Annotated in this window: 16 protein-coding genes; 12 read left to right on the top strand and 4 right to left on the bottom strand. The window is 68.1% G+C overall.

The window, feature by feature from the left end:
* Positions 1 to 117 precede the first annotated feature (117 nt).
* A complete protein-coding gene (locus ACS5PN_RS08550) occupies positions 118 to 582 on the top strand; it encodes a hypothetical protein (protein ID WP_439463498.1) in 465 nt (154 codons plus the stop codon).
* A gap of 13 nt (positions 583 to 595) precedes the next feature.
* Here ACS5PN_RS08550 and ACS5PN_RS08545 read toward each other — a convergent pair whose 3' ends face one another.
* A complete protein-coding gene (locus tag ACS5PN_RS08545; protein WP_439463497.1) occupies positions 596 to 1,234 on the bottom strand; it encodes an FMN-binding negative transcriptional regulator in 639 nt (212 codons plus the stop codon).
* Between the two features lie 98 nt (positions 1,235 to 1,332).
* Between ACS5PN_RS08545 and ACS5PN_RS08540 the strand changes: the two genes are divergently transcribed.
* Positions 1,333 to 2,790, top strand: coding sequence for a PLP-dependent aminotransferase family protein (locus ACS5PN_RS08540; protein ID WP_439463496.1), 1,458 nt, complete (start codon positions 1,333 to 1,335; stop codon positions 2,788 to 2,790).
* Between the two features lie 6 nt (positions 2,791 to 2,796).
* Here the strand turns inward: ACS5PN_RS08540 and ACS5PN_RS08535 are convergent, their stop codons facing one another.
* Complete coding sequence (locus ACS5PN_RS08535) at positions 2,797 to 3,204, bottom strand: winged helix-turn-helix transcriptional regulator (protein WP_439463495.1); 408 nt, start codon at positions 3,202 to 3,204, stop codon at positions 2,797 to 2,799.
* Between the two features lie 111 nt (positions 3,205 to 3,315).
* Here ACS5PN_RS08535 and ACS5PN_RS08530 point away from each other — a divergent pair, with 111 nt between their 5' ends.
* The 3 genes from ACS5PN_RS08530 (at position 3,316) to ACS5PN_RS08520 (ending at position 4,855) form a co-directional block, all read left to right on the top strand.
* Positions 3,316 to 3,816 (top strand): DUF1579 domain-containing protein, encoded by a 501-nt coding sequence (locus ACS5PN_RS08530; protein ID WP_439463494.1) that lies wholly within the window; start codon positions 3,316 to 3,318, stop codon positions 3,814 to 3,816.
* Between the two features lie 84 nt (positions 3,817 to 3,900).
* A complete protein-coding gene (locus ACS5PN_RS08525) occupies positions 3,901 to 4,131 on the top strand; it encodes a DUF4148 domain-containing protein (RefSeq protein ID WP_439463493.1) in 231 nt (76 codons plus the stop codon).
* 139 nt (positions 4,132 to 4,270) lie between these two features.
* Positions 4,271 to 4,855, top strand: a complete 585-nt coding sequence (locus tag ACS5PN_RS08520; protein WP_439463492.1) for a 3'-5' exonuclease — start codon at positions 4,271 to 4,273, stop codon at positions 4,853 to 4,855.
* Between the two features lie 45 nt (positions 4,856 to 4,900).
* Here ACS5PN_RS08520 and ACS5PN_RS08515 read toward each other — a convergent pair whose 3' ends face one another.
* The gene (locus ACS5PN_RS08515) at positions 4,901 to 5,743 is read right to left on the bottom strand and encodes an isopenicillin N synthase family dioxygenase (protein ID WP_439463491.1); all 843 of its coding nucleotides are present in this window, start codon (positions 5,741 to 5,743) and stop codon (positions 4,901 to 4,903) included.
* A gap of 370 nt (positions 5,744 to 6,113) precedes the next feature.
* Between ACS5PN_RS08515 and ACS5PN_RS08510 the strand changes: the two genes are divergently transcribed.
* The 5 genes from ACS5PN_RS08510 (at position 6,114) to ACS5PN_RS08490 (ending at position 13,508) form a co-directional block, all read left to right on the top strand.
* On the top strand, positions 6,114 to 8,969 hold the full coding sequence (locus ACS5PN_RS08510; protein ID WP_439463490.1) for a 2-oxoglutarate dehydrogenase E1 component: 2,856 nt from the start codon (positions 6,114 to 6,116) through the stop codon (positions 8,967 to 8,969).
* A gap of 90 nt (positions 8,970 to 9,059) precedes the next feature.
* On the top strand, positions 9,060 to 10,325 hold the full coding sequence (gene odhB / locus ACS5PN_RS08505) for a 2-oxoglutarate dehydrogenase complex dihydrolipoyllysine-residue succinyltransferase (RefSeq protein ID WP_439463489.1): 1,266 nt from the start codon (positions 9,060 to 9,062) through the stop codon (positions 10,323 to 10,325).
* Between the two features lie 18 nt (positions 10,326 to 10,343).
* Positions 10,344 to 11,765, top strand: a complete 1,422-nt coding sequence (gene lpdA / locus ACS5PN_RS08500) for a dihydrolipoyl dehydrogenase (protein ID WP_439463488.1) — start codon at positions 10,344 to 10,346, stop codon at positions 11,763 to 11,765.
* A gap of 52 nt (positions 11,766 to 11,817) precedes the next feature.
* Positions 11,818 to 12,918, top strand: a complete 1,101-nt coding sequence (gene zapE / locus ACS5PN_RS08495; RefSeq protein ID WP_439463487.1) for a cell division protein ZapE — start codon at positions 11,818 to 11,820, stop codon at positions 12,916 to 12,918.
* On the top strand, positions 12,915 to 13,508 hold the full coding sequence (locus ACS5PN_RS08490) for a hypothetical protein (protein ID WP_439463486.1): 594 nt from the start codon (positions 12,915 to 12,917) through the stop codon (positions 13,506 to 13,508). Before zapE ends, ACS5PN_RS08490 begins: the two co-directional genes overlap by 4 nt.
* 36 nt (positions 13,509 to 13,544) lie before the next feature.
* On the opposite strand, the gene ACS5PN_RS08485 is transcribed toward ACS5PN_RS08490, so the two are convergent.
* Positions 13,545 to 14,318 (bottom strand): PP2C family protein-serine/threonine phosphatase, encoded by a 774-nt coding sequence (locus ACS5PN_RS08485; protein ID WP_439463485.1) that lies wholly within the window; start codon positions 14,316 to 14,318, stop codon positions 13,545 to 13,547.
* Positions 14,319 to 14,379: 61 nt separating this feature from the next.
* On the opposite strand from ACS5PN_RS08485, the gene ACS5PN_RS08480 reads away from it, so the two are divergent.
* Positions 14,380 to 14,583, top strand: a complete 204-nt coding sequence (locus ACS5PN_RS08480; RefSeq protein WP_439463484.1) for a YdcH family protein — start codon at positions 14,380 to 14,382, stop codon at positions 14,581 to 14,583.
* Positions 14,570 to 16,621, top strand: coding sequence for an ATP-dependent DNA helicase (locus tag ACS5PN_RS08475; protein WP_439463483.1), 2,052 nt, complete (start codon positions 14,570 to 14,572; stop codon positions 16,619 to 16,621). The genes ACS5PN_RS08480 and ACS5PN_RS08475 overlap by 14 nt, the downstream gene beginning before the upstream one ends.
* Positions 16,622 to 16,710: the final 89 nt, after the last annotated feature.

Here is a 16,710-nt window from a genome sequence, read left to right as displayed (position 1 = left end):
CTTGCCAACCCCAGTCGCCCACCGTGGGCGTCGCTGTTTTACCTCAGCCTTACCTTGGCCGGCCGCAGGGGCGCAGCTCTGGCGGCATAGACTCGAAACCCCCTCTCGCTGCCCATGATGAAGCCCATCCATCGCCTCGCCGCCGCCGGCCTGCTGGCTGTTTCTTCCCTGTCCTGCCTCGCCGCCGACCCGGTGGGGTCTGCACCCAGCGAGCTCAAGCTGATGGGCGCCTGGCAGGCCGTTGCCGTCATCCCCAAAGGCCTGGGGGGCAGGGAGGCCGTGGAGCCCAAGCCCAACGACTCCATCCTCGAATTCCAGGGCGATCACACGCTCAGGCTGCACGCCCCCTGCGGATCCAGGCGGGATGAGCTGCAGTCGCGGGGAGAGTCCCTGTTCATCCCGGGCAGCTGGAGCCTCGGCAAGGACGGCCGCTTGCGCCTGCAGACCACCATCGGCAACCAGAACTTCGACGAGAGCATTCCCGTGCGCATGAACGGCGAGCGCATGCAGTTCGTGAACGCCACGGGCAAGCTGGACGAGTTCGTCCGCTACACGGCGCCGCTGCCGGTGCAGTGCGGCTGAGGGCCGACGCGCTTCAGCGTGCCTGCAGGACTCCCGCCATCGCAGCTGACACGCCGCCCGCGCCATGGCGTTCACGCAGGGCGTCGGCGGCGCCCTGGATATCGCGCGCCTCCCGGTTCTGACTGAGCTTGCGTTTGCCCTCCAGGCGGTCGATGGGCACCTCGATGCCGACAATGAGGGTCAGCAGATGGGCGATGAAGTCCTGCGGCGCGTTGCCCATCTTCCAGGGCAGGGGCTCGCCGGCCTCGTGCTCGCGGGTGAGGCGGGCCACCAGGCCGCGCACGAAGCGTTCGTCGTCCATCACCTGCAGCCGCCCGTGGGCGTGCACGACCTCGTAGTTCCACGTCGGCACCTGCTTGTGCGCCTCGTGCTTGCTGGGGTACCAGCTCGGCGAGATATAGGCCTCGGGACCGCGGAAGACGACCATCACGGGGGAGCCGTTGGCCACCTCGCGCCACACCGGGTTGTTGCGGGCCACGTGGGCGCGCAGCACGCCGTGCGCTCCCTCGTCCGCGGCCAGCTCGAAGGGAATGTGGTTGGCGTCCAGCCCGCCCTCGGCCGTGTGCGTCACCAGCGTGCCCAGCGGGTGGGCGCGCATCAGGGCGTGAAGGACGTCGGGGCGGGTCTCGGCGAAGTGCTCGGGGATGTACATGACGGGCGGCGGCTGGCGGGTTGCTGGGTGGCCTCACTATGCGCGGCGCCTGGCCTTGTGAGAAGCTCCAGTTTTCGTCAAATTCACTGGGCCAGTTGATGCTTGCAGCCGAGAGCCGGTCCCGGGCGCTCTACGAGGAACTGAAGGCCCGCATCCGCGACGGCACGCACGCGCCGGGGCAGGTGCTGCCGTCCACACGCGCCTGCGCGGCAGAGCGCGGCCTGTCGCGCACGACGGTCAGTGCCGTCTACGAGCAACTGGCGGCCGAGGGATTCATCGAAACGCGGCCAGGCGCCGCGAGCCGGGTGGCTGCCGGTGCGGGCAGCCCGGCCAGGGCAGCGTCGCTGGCATCCAGCAAGGCGACCGCACCCCGACTGTCGGCACTGGGCGAACGCTTGCAGCAACGCCCGGTGTTCGACTTCGGCAACCCTCCGGCTCGCGCCATCGACTTTGCCTACGGGCCGCTCTCGGCTGGCGACTTTCCCGCGTTGGCGTGGCGCAAGGCGGTGCGTGCGACCGAGAAAGCGCCCGACGCGAGTCTGACCTACCGCGAGCCCCTGGGCGACCTGAGCCTGCGCCGTGCCCTGCAGGGCTATCTGGCGCGCTCGCGCGGCATCGCCTGCAGCGTGGAGCAGCTGGTGGTGGCGAACGGCTCGCAGCAGGTGCTGGACCTGTGCGCACGGCTGCTGCTGGACCCGGGCGATGCGGTCGCCGTGGAGGACCCCGGCTACGGCATGGCCAATCGCGCCTTCGAGGCCGCCGGTGCGCGCCTCGTGGGCGTGCCGGTGGATGACCATGGTCTCGTCACCGATGCCTTGCCGCGCGCGGCGACTCGCCTGGCCTATGTGACGCCGACCCACCAGTTCCCGCTCGGCGGCTTTCTGCCCATGGCGCGCCGCCACGCGCTGCTGGCCTGGGCCCATGCCCAGGGCGCCTGGGTCATCGAGGATGACTACGACGCGGAATACCGCCACGCCCTGCGCCCGGAGCTGACGCTGCGCTCGCTGGACCCGCACGACCGCGTCATCTACGTGGGCACCTTTTCCAAGACCTTGTCACCCGAGTTGCGCCTGGGCTATGCCGTGCTGCCGGCCGGCCTGGCCGGGCCGTTCGCCCAGGTCCGCCAACTGGCCGACCGCCATGCCCCGACCGGCCCGCAGCGAGCCCTCGCGCGCCTCATTGCCGACGGGGGCTACGAGCGCCATGTGCGCCGCATCCGCAGGGCGCAACAGACCCGGCGCGTGGCGCTGCTGGACGCGCTGGCGCGCCATCTGCCCGGGCGGGTGAGGGTGCAGGGCAGCGCCAGCGGTCTGCATGTCGTCGCATGGCTGGACGAGGTGCCGGCGGCGCATGAGGCAGCGCTGGTCGAGGCCGCTAAGCGGGCCGGGGTTTGGGTCTATCCGCTCGGGCCGCTCTATCTGGCGCCAGCCCCGGCCGAGCGGGAACGCGTGGCGGGGCTGGTCATGGGGTATGCGCTGCTGGGCGTCGACGAGATCACGCGGGGGGTACGCAAGCTGGTGGCCGTGCTGGATGCCATGCCCGGCCTGGTTCGGTGACGAGGTTCAGCAGGCCGTGACGCAGGTCGCACGAGGGTCAACCGGGGCTTCCAGCGCCCCCTGATGGGCCAGGCCCCAGCGCCGGATGGTCTCGGCCACCGGCAGCACTGACAGCCCATGCGGCGTCAGCGCGTAGTGGACAGTGGCAGGCACGGGCCCGCTGCTTTCGCGGCTCACCAGGCCATCGGCCTGCAGCTCGCGCAACTGCTCGGCCAGCACCTTGGCCGACATGTCGGGCAGGCTGCGCCGCAGCGCGGCGAAATGCAGCGGGCCGTCGGCCAGGCGGTAGACGATGAAGAGCTTCCAGCGCCCGCCGATGGCTGCCAGCGCGGCCGTCAGCGCGCAGCCCGGGATGGCGTTGTTGCGGGCCGTGCGAGGGCGGTTACCTGCAGGTGCCTTCTTGGCGGTCGACATGGGTCTGCTTAGAGTGGATCGGACCAGTCTAGTCATCTGTCCAAGCCCATGCCCTCCAGACCCACCCGCCGCACTGCCGTTGCCGCACTCGCTGCCGCCGCTTCGAGCGCCATGGCTTCGCCCTCGTTGCCCACTGCACCGGTGGGCACGCCGCGGGACTTCGACTTCGAGCATGGCAGTTGGCACACCTCGCTGCGGCGCCGCCTGCGCCCTTCGAGCGGCTCCGACACCTGGGTCGAGTACACCGGGACCACGCTCGTGCGGCCTCTGCTGGGCGGCCTTGCCAATCTGGTCGAGCTCGACGTCACCGGTCCGCAGGGCCGCATCCAGGCGCTGTCGCTGCGGCTCTTCGAAACCGCAGCGCAGCGCTGGACGCTGAACTTCTCCAACGCGGCTTCAGGCACGCTGGCGGCGCCCATGGCAGGGGGCTTTGCCGGCAGCCCGCGCGGCCTGTTCTACAGCGCCGAAGACTTCAACGGCCGGCCCATCTGGGTGCGCTTCGTCATCGAATCCGAGAGTGCCGCGCGTTGCCGCTTCGAGCAGGCGTTCTCGGCCGACGGCGGCGGCACCTGGGAGGTCAATTGGATTGCGACCGACACCCGGGCCGCGTGAGGGAATAAAGCCGGGGCCGGGCTTGTATTCCCAGGGGCAGGCGGCTTGAACGCCTGTTGTCCCTCGCAACACCGGAGTACTGCCATGCCTTTCAAGCTTCTCATCGCCACCCTCGTCGCTTCCTGCTCTCTCGCCGCCTGCGCGGCGCCTTCGAACGGCATGCCCGCGGACGTGGAGGTCCGCGCCTACCTGCCCATGCCGCGCAGCCGCGCCGAGGTCATTGCGGATCTCGAGATCTACCGGCGCTCGGGCCTGGCCGCGTTGGATACCAGCGAGTCGCTCGACGTGTTCAGCAAGGCCTATGCCGAGGCCTAGGCGCGCTACCAGGCGCTGCGCGCCTCGCCCGACTTCGCGCAGTTGGTGGCGCGTATCGCCCGCGAGCGTGGCGAGGTGCAGGCGACGGCCCGCTCGGGGGATGCCGCGTTGGCGCGATAGGCGCATGCATACTGGGGCGATGGAGAGACCCACCAGCGAGCAGATCGCGGCATTGCCCCTTTACCCCGCGCTGCCGCCGGACCGCATCCACGTGCTGCGCGACGTGGCGCAGTGCGAGTTCGCAGAACGCGAGCTGCGCCTGGCGGGGGAGGTGGGCTTCGACACCGAGAGCAAGCCGATGTTTGTAGCTGGCGGCGTGCCCACCGGGCCGCACATCGTGCAGTTCGCGACTGTCGAGCGGGCCTTCATCGTGCACACGGAGCTGCCGGAGACCGAGGCCTTTCTGCGCGCCATGCTGGAGTCGGAAACCCTCCACAAGGTCGGCTTCGGCATCGCCTCCGACAAGGCGCCTCTGCACCGCAAGCTCGGCGTGAAGCTGGCCGGCGGCATCGACGTGTCATTCATGGTGAGGCGGCTGGGTTTCAAGCAGGCCGTGGGCCTCAAGACCGCGGTGGCCATCGTGCTGGGGCAGCGCATGCCCAAGTCCAAGAAGGTCACCACCTCGAACTGGGCGGCGCCCAGGCTCAGTCCCCAGCAGCTGCAGTACGCGGCCAATGATGCGCATGCGTCGCTGCTGGTCTATCTGAAGCTCAACGCGCAATGAAAAGGGCGCCCGCGGCGCCCTTTCGCTGTGAAGCCAGGCTTCGCCTCAGGTCTTCACACCCAGCTCGCGCAGCCTCTCGTTCAGATAGCTGTCCGCCGTGTAGCGGTCGCTCAGCACCACGTTGTCGCGCGGATGCAGGAACAGCGGCAGGGACACGCGGCTCTTCTTGGCGCCTTCACCGGTCGGGTTCACCACGCGGTGCTGGGTCGACGGGTAATAGCCCTCGGAGGCTTCCTGCAGCATGTCGCCGATGTTGATGGTCAGGGTGCCGAAGTCGCAGGGCACGTCGTGCCAGGCGCCGTCGGTGCCCAGCACCTGCAGGCCCGGTTCGTTGGCGGCGGGCAGGATGGTCAGCAGGTTGATGTCGCCATGGGCCGCGGCGCGGATGGAGCCCAGCGGCTCGTCGCCTCTCAGCGGTGGGTAGCGCAGCACGCGCAGCAGGGTCTTGGTGCTGCCCTTGATCATGTTGGACAGGGGCTCGCGGTAGCGGGCCGCGATGTCGGGCGGCGTGTACTTCTCAACCCAGCCCAGCAGCTCCTCGGCCAGGGCATTGGCCTCGCGGTAGTAGGTGAGGGCGTCTTCCTTCAGCTGGGGCGGGATGCGGCCCCAGGGGTAGATGTGGAAGTACTCCTTCAGATCCTTCTGCGTCGAGCCCTTGGCGGTCTCGGAGATGGCGGTGGAGAACCAGCCGTCCTGCGTTTCCTTGGAGAAAGCGAAGGCGTCCTTGCCATCGCCGTTGAAGAAGGCCAGCCAGTCGGCGTAGATCTTCTCGACCAGGGCCTGGCGGATGGGGTGGTTGGTCAGCACGCCGAAGCCGGTTTCGTGCAGGGAGCGGGTGAACTTCTCGGCGGCGTCGGGCGCGCGGTAGTCAACGACCTGGACTTGCATCTGGGATCTCCTGAATGTCCCTTGCGAACAGCCATTCAATCTCGGGGCTGAAGCGACTGCAAGTTTACGGGGCAGTCAACTTTGCCGCATGCCGGTGCGTGAACTTTGTCGCAACCCACCCACCTTGTCGGGCAAACCCGGAGTGCTAGAGTTCGGCCCCTGATGGAACCCGTCTGTTACTCAGAAGGCCTGCACCGAAATGAGCTGGCCTTTCGAGCAGTGGATGGATTCCTGGTCCTTCCCGTCCCTTTTACCGTTGTCACTGGCAACGGCAAAGGTGGGTCGCAATCCGCCAACCGGTCGAGCCGTGTCGCGGAAGGTTCTTCAACCAGCCAACTCCCTGGAAACCGGGGCATGAGGTGAGCGAAAGATGATGCAGCAATACCAGTCGAACTCTTATCTGTTCGGCGGCAATGCCCCGTACGTCGAGGAGATGTACGAGGCTTACCTCGACAACCCGGGCTCCGTCCCCGACAACTGGCGCGCGTATTTCGACGCCCTCCAGCATGTGCCGGCGGTTGACGGCAGCGAGGCCCGCGACGTGGCCCACGCCCCGGTGGTCGAATCATTCGCCCAGCGCGCCAAGGCCAATGCCTTCGCCGCCAAGGCCTCCAGCGCCGATCTGGCCGTCGCCCGCAAGCAGGTGCACGTGCAGTCGCTGATCGCGGCCTACCGCTTCCTCGGCAATCGCTGGGCGGAGCTGGACCCCCTCAAGCGCGCCGAGCGCCCCAAGATTCCCGAACTCGACCCCGCGTTCTACGACCTGACCGAGTCCGACATGGACATCTCGTTCAGCGCCGTGAACAGCTATTTCGGCGGCGAGACGATGACGCTGCGCCAGATCGTGCAGGCCCTGCGCGAGACCTACTGCGGCAGCATCGGTTCCGAGTTCATGCACGGCTCCGACCCGGCCGAGAAGCGCTGGTGGCAGGAGCGCCTGGAGAAGGCGCGCGGCAAGCCTACCTTCACCGCTGAAGAGAAGAAGCACATCCTCGACCGCCTGACGGCAGCCGAAGGCCTGGAGCGCTTCCTCCACACCAAGTACGTCGGCCAGAAGCGCTTCTCGCTGGAAGGTGGCGAAAGCTTCATCGCCGCCATGGACGAAGTCATCCAGCGCGCCGGCGAACGCGGTGTGCAGGAAATCGTCATCGGCATGGCCCACCGTGGCCGCCTGAACGTGCTCGTCAACACCCTGGGCAAGATGCCCGCCGACCTGTTCGCCGAGTTCGAGCACAAGGCTGCGGAAGACCTGCCCGCCGGTGACGTGAAGTACCACCAGGGCTTCAGCTCCGACGTGTCGACGCAGGGCGGCCCGGTCCACCTGTCGCTGGCCTTCAACCCCTCCCACCTGGAAATCGTCAACCCGGTCGTCGAAGGCAGCGTGCGCGCCCGCCAGGACCGCCGTGGCGACACCGTCGGCGCCCAGGTGCTGCCGGTGCTGGTGCACGGAGACGCGGCCTTCGGTGGCCAGGGCGTCGTGCAGGAAACCCTGGCCATGGCCCAGACCCGTGGCTATCGCACGGGCGGCACGGTCCACATCGTCATCAACAACCAGATCGGCTTTACCACCAGCGACCCGCGCGACCTGCGCTCGACCTGGTACTGCTCCGACGTCGTCAAGATGATCGAGGCACCGGTGCTGCACGTGAACGGCGACGACCCCGAAGCCGTCGTGTGGGCCACGCAGCTGTGCATGGACTACCGCGTCGAGTTCAAGAAAGACGTCGTCCTGGACATCGTCTGCTTCCGCAAGCTGGGCCACAACGAGCAGGACACGCCGGCGCTGACCCAGCCGATGATGTACAAGAAGATTGCCCAGCACCCCGGCACGCGCAAGGTCTACGGCGACAAGCTGGTGGCGCAGAACGTGCTGCCGGCCGAAGGTCCGGACGACATGGTCAAGGCCTACCGCGCCGCCATGGACGAGGGCCGCCACACCGTCGACCCGGTGCTGACCAACTTCAAGAGCAAGTTCGCCACCGACTGGTCGCCCTTCCTCGGCAAGAAGTGGACGGACAACTGCGACACCGCCATTCCCGTGGCCGAGTGGAAGCGCCTGGCTGAGAAGCTGACGACCATCCCCAAGGACTTCGCGCCGCACAATCTCGTCGCCAAGCTCTACGCCGACCGCGCCACCATGGGTCGGGGCGAGACCAATATCGACTGGGGCATGGGTGAGTCCATGGCCTTCGCATCGCTGGTGGCCTCGGGCTATCCCGTGCGCCTGTCCGGCGAGGACAGCGGCCGCGGCACCTTCACCCACCGCCACGCGGTGCTGCACGACCAGAACCGCGCCAACTGGGACGACGGCACCTACATCCCGCTGCAGAACGTCGCCGACGGCCAGGCCCCGTTCACCGTCATCGACTCCATCCTGTCGGAAGAGGCGGTGCTGGGCTTCGAGTACGGCTACGCCGCCGCCGAACCCAACACGCTGACCATCTGGGAAGCCCAGTTTGGCGACTTCGTCAACGGCGCCCAGGTCGTCATCGACCAGTTCATCGCCTCCGGCGAAGTGAAGTGGGGCCGTTCCAACGGCCTGACCATGATGCTGCCGCACGGCTACGAAGGCCAAGGCCCCGAGCACAGCTCGGCCCGCCTGGAGCGCTTCATGCAGCTGGCTGCCGACAACAACATGCAGATCGTGCAGCCGACCAACGCCGCGCAGATCTTCCACGTGCTGCGCCGCCAGATGCTGCGCATGTTCCGCAAGCCGCTGGTCATCATGACCCCCAAGAGCCTGCTGCGCGCCAAGGATGCGACCTCGCCGCTGTCCGACTTCACCAAGGGCGAGTTCAAGACCGTCATCGGTGAGCAGGACGCCGCCATCGTGGGCGACAAGGTCAAGCGCGTCATCGTCTGCTCGGGCAAGGTCTATTACGACCTCGTCAAGGCGCGTGCCGAGAAGAAGTCCAACGACGTGGCCATCGTGCGCGTCGAACAGCTCTACCCCTTCCCGCACAAGGCTTTCGCGGCCGAGCTCAAGAAGTATCCGAACGCCACCGACATCGTTTGGTGCCAGGACGAGCCGCAGAACCAGGGCGCCTGGTTCTTCGTGCAGCACTATGTGCACGAGAACATGACGGAAGGCCAGAAGCTCGGCTACGCCGGCCGTCCGGCCAGCGCCAGCCCCGCCTGCGGCTATGCCCACCTGCACCAGGAGCAGCAGAAGGCGCTGCTGGATCAGGCCTTCGCCAAGCTCAAGGGCTTCATCCTGACCAAATAAGACCGCACCGCGCAGCGCCACATCAACGGCGCTGCGCTCGCTTGCGCCTGTACCGCATCACACCGAATAAAGAACACGGAGCCTCACACCATGGCCATCGTTGACGTCCAAGTTCCCCAGTTTTCCGAATCCGTTTCCGAGGGCACGCTGCTGACCTGGAAGAAGAAGCCCGGTGAAGCCGTCACCATCGACGAGACCCTCGTCGAGATCGAGACCGACAAGGTCGTGCTCGAAGTGCCCGCACCCGCCTCCGGCGTGCTGGCCGAGATCGGCGTCGCCGACGGCAGCACCGTCACCAGCCAGCAGCTGCTGGCCAAGATCGACACCGAAGGCAAGGCCGGCGTCGCTGCGCCCGCCACGACGGCTTCGGTTGCCGCGCCGGCTGCTGCCGCTGCAGCGCCCGCCGCTGCTCCCGCCGCCACCGGCGGCAACAAGGGCGACGTGGCCATGCCCGCCGCCGCGAAGATCCTGGCCGAGAAGGGCCTGGCCGCGACCGACGTCGCCGGCTCCGGCAAGGACGGCCGCGTGACCAAGGGCGACGCCCTGGCCGCCGGCGCCAAGCCCGCAGCACCGGCCGTGACGCCGATGGCCGTGGCCGCGCCCGCCGCCAAGCTGCTGCCCGCCGTGGCAGCACCTGTGCAGCCCAACCTCGGCGACCGCCCCGAGCAGCGCGTGCCCATGACCCGCCTGCGCGCCCGCATCGCCGAGCGCCTGGTGCAGTCGCAGTCGACCAACGCCATCCTGACCACCTTCAACGAAGTCAACATGGCCCCGGTCATGGAGATGCGCAAGAAGTTCCAGGAGAAGTTCGAGAAGGAACATGGCGTCAAGCTCGGCTTCATGAGCTTCTTCGTCAAGGCGGCCGTCGCGGCGCTGAAGAAGTACCCCATCATCAACGCCTCGGTCGATGGCAATGACATCGTCTACCACGGCTACTTCGACATCGGCATCGCCGTCGGCTCGCCGCGCGGCCTCGTCGTGCCGGTGCTGCGCAATGTCGACCAGATGAGCTTCGCCGACATCGAGAAGAAGATCGCCGAGTTCGGCGCCAAGGCCAAGGACGGCAAGCTGTCCATCGACGAGCTGACCGGCGGCACCTTCTCCATCTCCAACGGCGGTACCTTCGGCTCCATGCTGTCCACGCCCATCATCAACCCGCCCCAGTCGGCCATCCTGGGCGTTCACGCCACCAAGGATCGCGCCGTCGTGGAGAACGGCCAGGTCGTGGTGCGCCCCATCAACTACCTCGCCATGTCCTATGACCACCGCATCATCGACGGCCGCGAAGCCGTGCTGGGTCTGGTGACCATGAAGGAAGCGCTGGAAGACCCGGCCCGCCTGCTGTTCGACATCTAAGCCAAGGACAAGATCAGCATGAGCACCAAGCAATTCGACGTCGTCGTCATCGGCGGCGGCCCCGGCGGCTACATCGCGGCCATCCGCGCGGCCCAGCTGGGCATGAACGTGGCCTGCATCGACGAGTGGAAGAACGACAAGGGCGGCCCCGCCCTCGGCGGCACCTGCACCAATGTCGGCTGCATCCCGTCCAAGGCCCTGCTGCAGTCCAGCGAGCACTACGAGCAGCTGAACCATCACTTCGCCGACCATGGCATCACGGCCGACAACGTCAAGATCGATGTCGCCAAGATGCTGGCCCGCAAGGACCAGGTCGTGAAGCAGAACAACGACGGCATCGTCTACCTGTTCAAGAAGAACAAGGTCACGTTCTTCCACGGCCGCGGTTCCTTCGCGGCCGCCAAGGATGGCGGTTATGAACTCAAGGTCGGCGAGGAAGCCATCGCCGCCAAGCAGGTCATCGTCGCCACCGGCTCCAACGCCCGCGCGCTGCCCGGGGTGCCCTTCGACGAAGAGAACATCCTGTCCAACGACGGTGCGCTGCGCGTCGGCACGACGCCCAAGAAGCTGGGCCTGATCGGCGCCGGCGTCATCGGCCTGGAGATGGGCTCGGTCTGGCGCCGCCTGGGTGCCGAAGTCACCGTGCTGGAAGGCCTGCCGGCCTTCCTCGGCGCGGTGGACGAGAGCGTGGCCAAGGAAGCCGCCAAGGTCTTCAAGAAGCAGGGCCTGGACATCCAGCTCGGCGTGAAGGTCGGCGAGGTGAAGAGCTCCAAGAAGGGCGTCAGCGTGGCCTATACCGATGCCAAGGGCGAGGCCAATACGCTGGAAGTCGACAAGCTCATCGTCTCCATCGGACGCGTGCCCAACACCATCGGCCTGGGCGCCGACGTGGTGGGTCTGAAGCTCGACGAACGCGGCGCCATCGTCGTCGACGACGAGTGCAAGACCAATCTGCCCGGTGTCTGGGCCATCGGCGATGTCGTGCGCGGCCCCATGCTGGCGCACAAGGCCGAGGAAGAGGGCGTGGCGGTGGCCGAACGCATGGCCGGCCAACACGGCCACGTCAACTTCAACACCATCCCCTGGGTCATCTACACCAGCCCAGAGATCGCCTGGGTCGGCAAGACCGAGCAGCAGCTCAAGGCTGAAGGCGTGGCCTACAAGGCCGGCCAGTTCCCCTTCCTGGCCAACGGCCGCGCGCGGGCCCTGGGCGACACCACCGGCTTCGTCAAGTTCCTGGCCGACGCCAAGACCGACGAGATCCTGGGCGTGCACATCATCGGCCCGTTCGCTTCGGAGCTGATCTCCGAGGCCGTGGTGGCGATGGAGTTCAAGGCCTCGGCCGAGGACATCGCGCGCATCTGCCACGCGCATCCGTCGTTGAGCGAGGCGACCAAGGAAGCCGCCCTGGCGGTCGACAAGCGCACGCTGAACTTCTGATCGAGAAGCGAAAGCAGCAAGGGGCGGCCATTCAGTCGCCCCTTTTTTTGCCATGACCTCTGTCACCGAGCTTTACCAGCAAACCCTCGCCGAGCGCGGCTTCAGCGCCGACGAGGCGCAGCTGCGCGCTGTTCGCTCGCTGCAGCGCTGCCAGGACGAATGGGCCAGCTACAAGGCCCGCCGTGCCAATGCGGTGACCAAGCTGCTGGTGCGCCCGCCCATTCCGCGCGGCGTCTACATGTACGGCGGCGTGGGCCGGGGCAAGAGCTTCCTGATGGACTGCTTTTTCCAGGCCGTGCCGCTGCAGCGCAAGACACGGCTGCACTTCCACGAGTTCATGCGTGAGGTGCACCGCGAGCTGCAGGAGCTCAAGGGCATCGCCGACCCGCTGGAGGAGCTCGGCAAGCGCATCTCGCGGCGCTTCCGCCTGATCTGCTTCGACGAATTCCACGTCGCCGACGTGACCGACGCGATGATCCTGCACCGCCTGCTGGACGCACTGTTCCGCAACCGCGTGTCCATCGTCACGACGTCCAACTTCCACCCCGACGAGCTCTACCCCAACGGCCTGCACCGCGACCGCATCCTGCCGGCCATCGAGCTGCTGAAGGCCAACCTCGAGGTCATCAACGTCGACGCCGGTACCGACTACCGTCGCCGTTCGCTGGAGGACATGAACCTCTATCTGACCCCGCTGAACGAGGGCACCGAGGCCGCGCTGACCAACGCCTTCGAGGCCCTCGCCGAGGCCAAGGACGAGGACCGCAAGCTGATGATCGAGCACCGCGCCCTTTACGCGCGGCGCCGTGCCGGCGGTGTCGTCTGGTTCGATTTCGCAACCCTTTGTGGCGGCCCGCGCTCGCAGAACGACTACCTGGAGCTGGCCAGCCAGTTCCACACCGTCATCCTGTCCGAGGTGCCGGAGATGCCGGTGCGCCTGGCCAGCGAGGCGCGCCGCTTCACCTGGCTGGTGGACGTGCTCTACGACCGCCGCGTCAAGCTCATCATCTCGGCCGCCGTGCCGGCGGAGCAGCTCTACACCGAAGGCCCGCTGGCCCACGAGTTCCCGCGCACCGTGTCACGTCTGCAGGAGATGCGCTCGGCCGAATACCTGGCCCTGGCGCGCCGCGAAGTCGATACTTCGCTGACATGAGCCTGCGCCCCCTGATCCTTGCCCTGGTTGCCACTGCCGCGGCAGCCCAGCCCGCCACCCGTGCCGAAGTCGCCGCCCAGCGCGCCGCCATCGAGCAGCGCTTCGCGCAGGAGAAGCTCGACTGCCAGTCGCGCTTTTCGGTGGCGAGTTGCCTCGACGACGTGCGCCAGCGCCGCCACGACGCTATGGCGCCCCTCGTCAAGCGTGAACACGAACTGGCCGCCGAGGAGCGCAGCGAGCGGGCCTCGGCCCAGACCCAGCGCGTGCGCGAACGCGAGCTCGCCGCGGCCCAGGACGAAGGCCAGAAACGCGAGCGGCTGCTGACGGCATCGCCACCTGCGTCGTCGGTGTCACCGGCTGCGCGTACGCCCAAGGCCCTCAGCCCGGAGGCTGCCGAGCACAACCGGCTGAAGGCCGCCCAGAAGGCCGATGCCGAGGCCGCGAAGCGCCGCGAGCAGGCCGAGGCGCGCCAGCTGCATCAGCAGCGGGTGCAGGCCGAGCATGAGGCTCGCCAGAAGAGCCGCACCAAGCCGGCGGCCGCGCCGCTGCCCCTGCCGGGCGCGTCCGCAGCATCAAAGGCGGCGAATTAGGGCCTGCGCGGCCCATTGCCGTAGCGTTAACAGGCCCTAGTCCAGGTTCTCGAGCTTGACGATGGCGAGGGACAGGTTGTCGCCGCCGCCGCGGGCGCGTTGGCGCGCCTTGCTCACCAGCAGTTCGGCTGCTTCGCGCGGCGGCAGGCTGTAGAGCACGCTGCCCAGCTCCTGGGCGGTGAAGTAGTGCCACAGGCCGTCGCTGCAGCACATCAGGGTGTCGCCGACTTCCAGGGCCTCGAAGCGCTCGGACGTCGACGTCGGGTCCTGTACCGTGCCGAGGCAGGCCGTCAGCAGATTGCTTTGTGGGTGCGAACTGGCCTCGGCCTCGGTCAACTGGCCCTCGTCGACGAGGCGCTGCACATAGGAGTGGTCCATGGAGCGCTTGACGAGGCGGGCGCCGCGGAACCAGTAGATGCGCGAGTCGCCGGAGTGGATCCAGTGCGCGCAACGGTCGGCGGTGACGACGAAACCGGCGATGGTGCTGTGCGGCTCCTCCTCGGCGGAGATGGCCGTCAGCTTGATCATCAGATGCGCCTCGGCCAGGATCTGGTTCAGCAGCTCCGTCGGCAGCTCGTCCTCCGGGGAGAAGCGCTCGAACAGCTGGCGCGCCGTCAGGATGACCTGGTCGGCGGCCTTGCGTCCGCCGCTCTTGCCGCCCATGCCGTCGGCCACGATGCCCATCACGCAGCCCGCGATGCGCGGGTGAGCGATGACGGCCACCTGATCCTGCTGATAGGCGCGGTCCCCGCGGTGGGTGCCGGTGGCGGCGGTGAGTCGGAATCCGACGGCGGTGGGGGAGGACGGCATGCGAAAACTATACTGGGATGACCGCTCCCGCCCCGCTGCAGCCTGCCCTCGTAAACCCCGGATGGATGAAGAACTTCACTCGTTGTCGCGGCGGCTCATCGAGTTGCGGATCGAGCACGCCGACCTGGATGCCATGATCGACCGTCTGGTCGAACAACCACCCGTGGACGAATTGGCGTTGCAGCGGCTGAAAAAGCGCCGGCTGGCCCTGAAGGACATGATTGCCCGGCTTGAGGCCACGACCGAGCCCGATGACCTCGCCTGACCTGGACGAATGGCTGGATCAGCTCGACCAGGCCACCCCTCCTGCTCCGCCCGCCGCCGACGAACTCGAACAGGCCGTGCTGGCCGCCTTCGACGTGGATGGCCCGCTGGCACGCCTGGACAAGGGCTACAAGCCGCGCCAGCCCCAGCTTGAGATGACCCGGGCGGTGTCCCGGGCCCTCAGCCGCCGCCAGGCCCTGGTGGTCGAGGCCGGCACCGGCGTGGGCAAAACCTTTGCCTACCTCGTGCCCGCCCTGCTGGCCGGCAGCCGCGCGCTGATCAGCACCGCCACCAAGAGCCTGCAGGACCAGCTCTTCATGCGCGACCTGCCGCGGCTGACGAAGGCGCTGAACACGCCGGTGCGCCTGGCCCTGCTGAAGGGCCGCAGCAGCTATCTCTGCCTGCATCGCATGAAGGAGGCGCGCGTCTCGGGTGAATTCCCGGACCGCCGCACGGCCTTGTCGCTGGCCCGCATCGAACGCTGGGCCCTGGGCACAACGACCGGCGACTTCGCCGAGATCGACGGCCTGGACGAGCGCTCGCCCATCATCCCTATCGTCAGCTCCAGCCGCGAGAACTGCCTGGGCCAGGAATGCCCCGACTGGAAGGCCTGCTACGTCGTCAAGGCGCGGCGCGAGGCCATGGACGCCGACGTCGTCGTCGTCAACCATCACCTCTTCTTCGCCGACATGACGCTGCGCGACACCGGCGTGGCCGAGTTGCTGCCCAGCGTCGAGATCGCCATCTTCGACGAGGCCCACCAGCTCGCCGAGGCGGGCGTGCAATTCCTCGGCACGCTGCTGGGCACGGCCTCGCTGATCGACTTCGCCCGTGACACCCTGGCCCAGGGCCTGGCCCACGCCCGCGGCGTGCACGACTGGCAGGCCCTGCATGCCGGCGTCGAGAAGGCGGCGCGCGAGCTGCGCCTGGCCGCAGCCGGGCCGCTGGCCACGGCCGGCCGCGAGCTGCGCGGCACGCTGAAGCTGGGCTGGAAGGAGAGGGCGGCGCAGCCGGGCTTTGCCGCGGCCCTGGCAGGCGTCGAGCAGGCCACGGCGGCCGCCCTCGAGGCCCTGACCGCCGTGCGCGAGGCGGCGCCCGACTTTGCACGTCTTTGCGAGCGCGCCCAGGAGTTGCGCGACCTGGCCAAGGCTTTCGCGGCCGAGCCCGACCCCGGCGATGTGCGCTGGATCGACATCAGCCCGCATTCGGCCCGCCTGGTCGAGTCGCCGCTGGACATCCGCGATGCGATGCAACAGCAGCTTGAGGGTCCGCCCAAGGCCTGGGTCTTCACCTCGGCCACGCTGGGGGACGACGAAGGCCTGACCTGGTTCACGGAGCCGGCTGGCCTCACCGATGCCGAGGTGCTGCGTGTCGGCAGCCCCTTCGACTACCCGGCCCATGCGCGTCTGTATGTGCCGCGCGGCTTTCCCAAGCCCAGCGAGCCCAGCCATCCGCCCAGCGTCGCCCTGCTGGCCTCCCGGCTGGCGCGGGCGCTGGGCGGGCGCACCTTTGTGCTGACGACGACGCTGCGCAATCTGCAGACCGTGGCTGACGCCCTGCGCGAGCGCTTCGAGGCCGCGGGCGACGCCATCGCCGTGCTGCAGCAGGGCGCCATGCCCAAACGCATGCTGCTGCAGCGCTTCCTGGACAACCCGGCCGCCGTGCTGGTGGGCTCGGCCAGCTTCTGGGAAGGCATCGATGTGCCCGGCGATGCACTGCAATGCGTGGTCATCGACAAGCTGCCCTTCCCGCCGCCCAACGATCCTTTGGTCGAGGCGCGGGTGCAGCGCCTGGAGGCCCAGGGGCGCAATGCCTTCTCGGACTATTTCGTCGCTGAAGCCGCGATCGCGTTGAAGCAGGGCGCCGGCCGACTGATCCGCACCGAAAGCGACCGCGGCCTGCTGGTGGTGTGCGACCCGCGCATGGCCGGCATGAACTACGGCCGCCGCCTGCGCGCGGCCCTGCCGCCGATGACGCCGGTGGCCAATGAGGCCGAGGCCATCGCCTGGCTGCAGCTGCTCAATGAAGAACGGGCCTGAAGTGGCTGCCCCTCGCCCAGTCTCGCATCGCTGAACGCGAGCGAGTCCGGTCGGTCCCCCGAGGGGACGGCGATGCTCGCTGCATCGAG

Origin of the sequence: Roseateles sp. NT4 (assembly GCF_051857475.1) — a bacterium.
In the GTDB taxonomy this organism is placed as follows: Bacteria; Pseudomonadota; Gammaproteobacteria; order Burkholderiales; family Burkholderiaceae_C; genus Pelomonas.
This window is presented reverse-complemented; position numbering and strand designations above follow the sequence as displayed.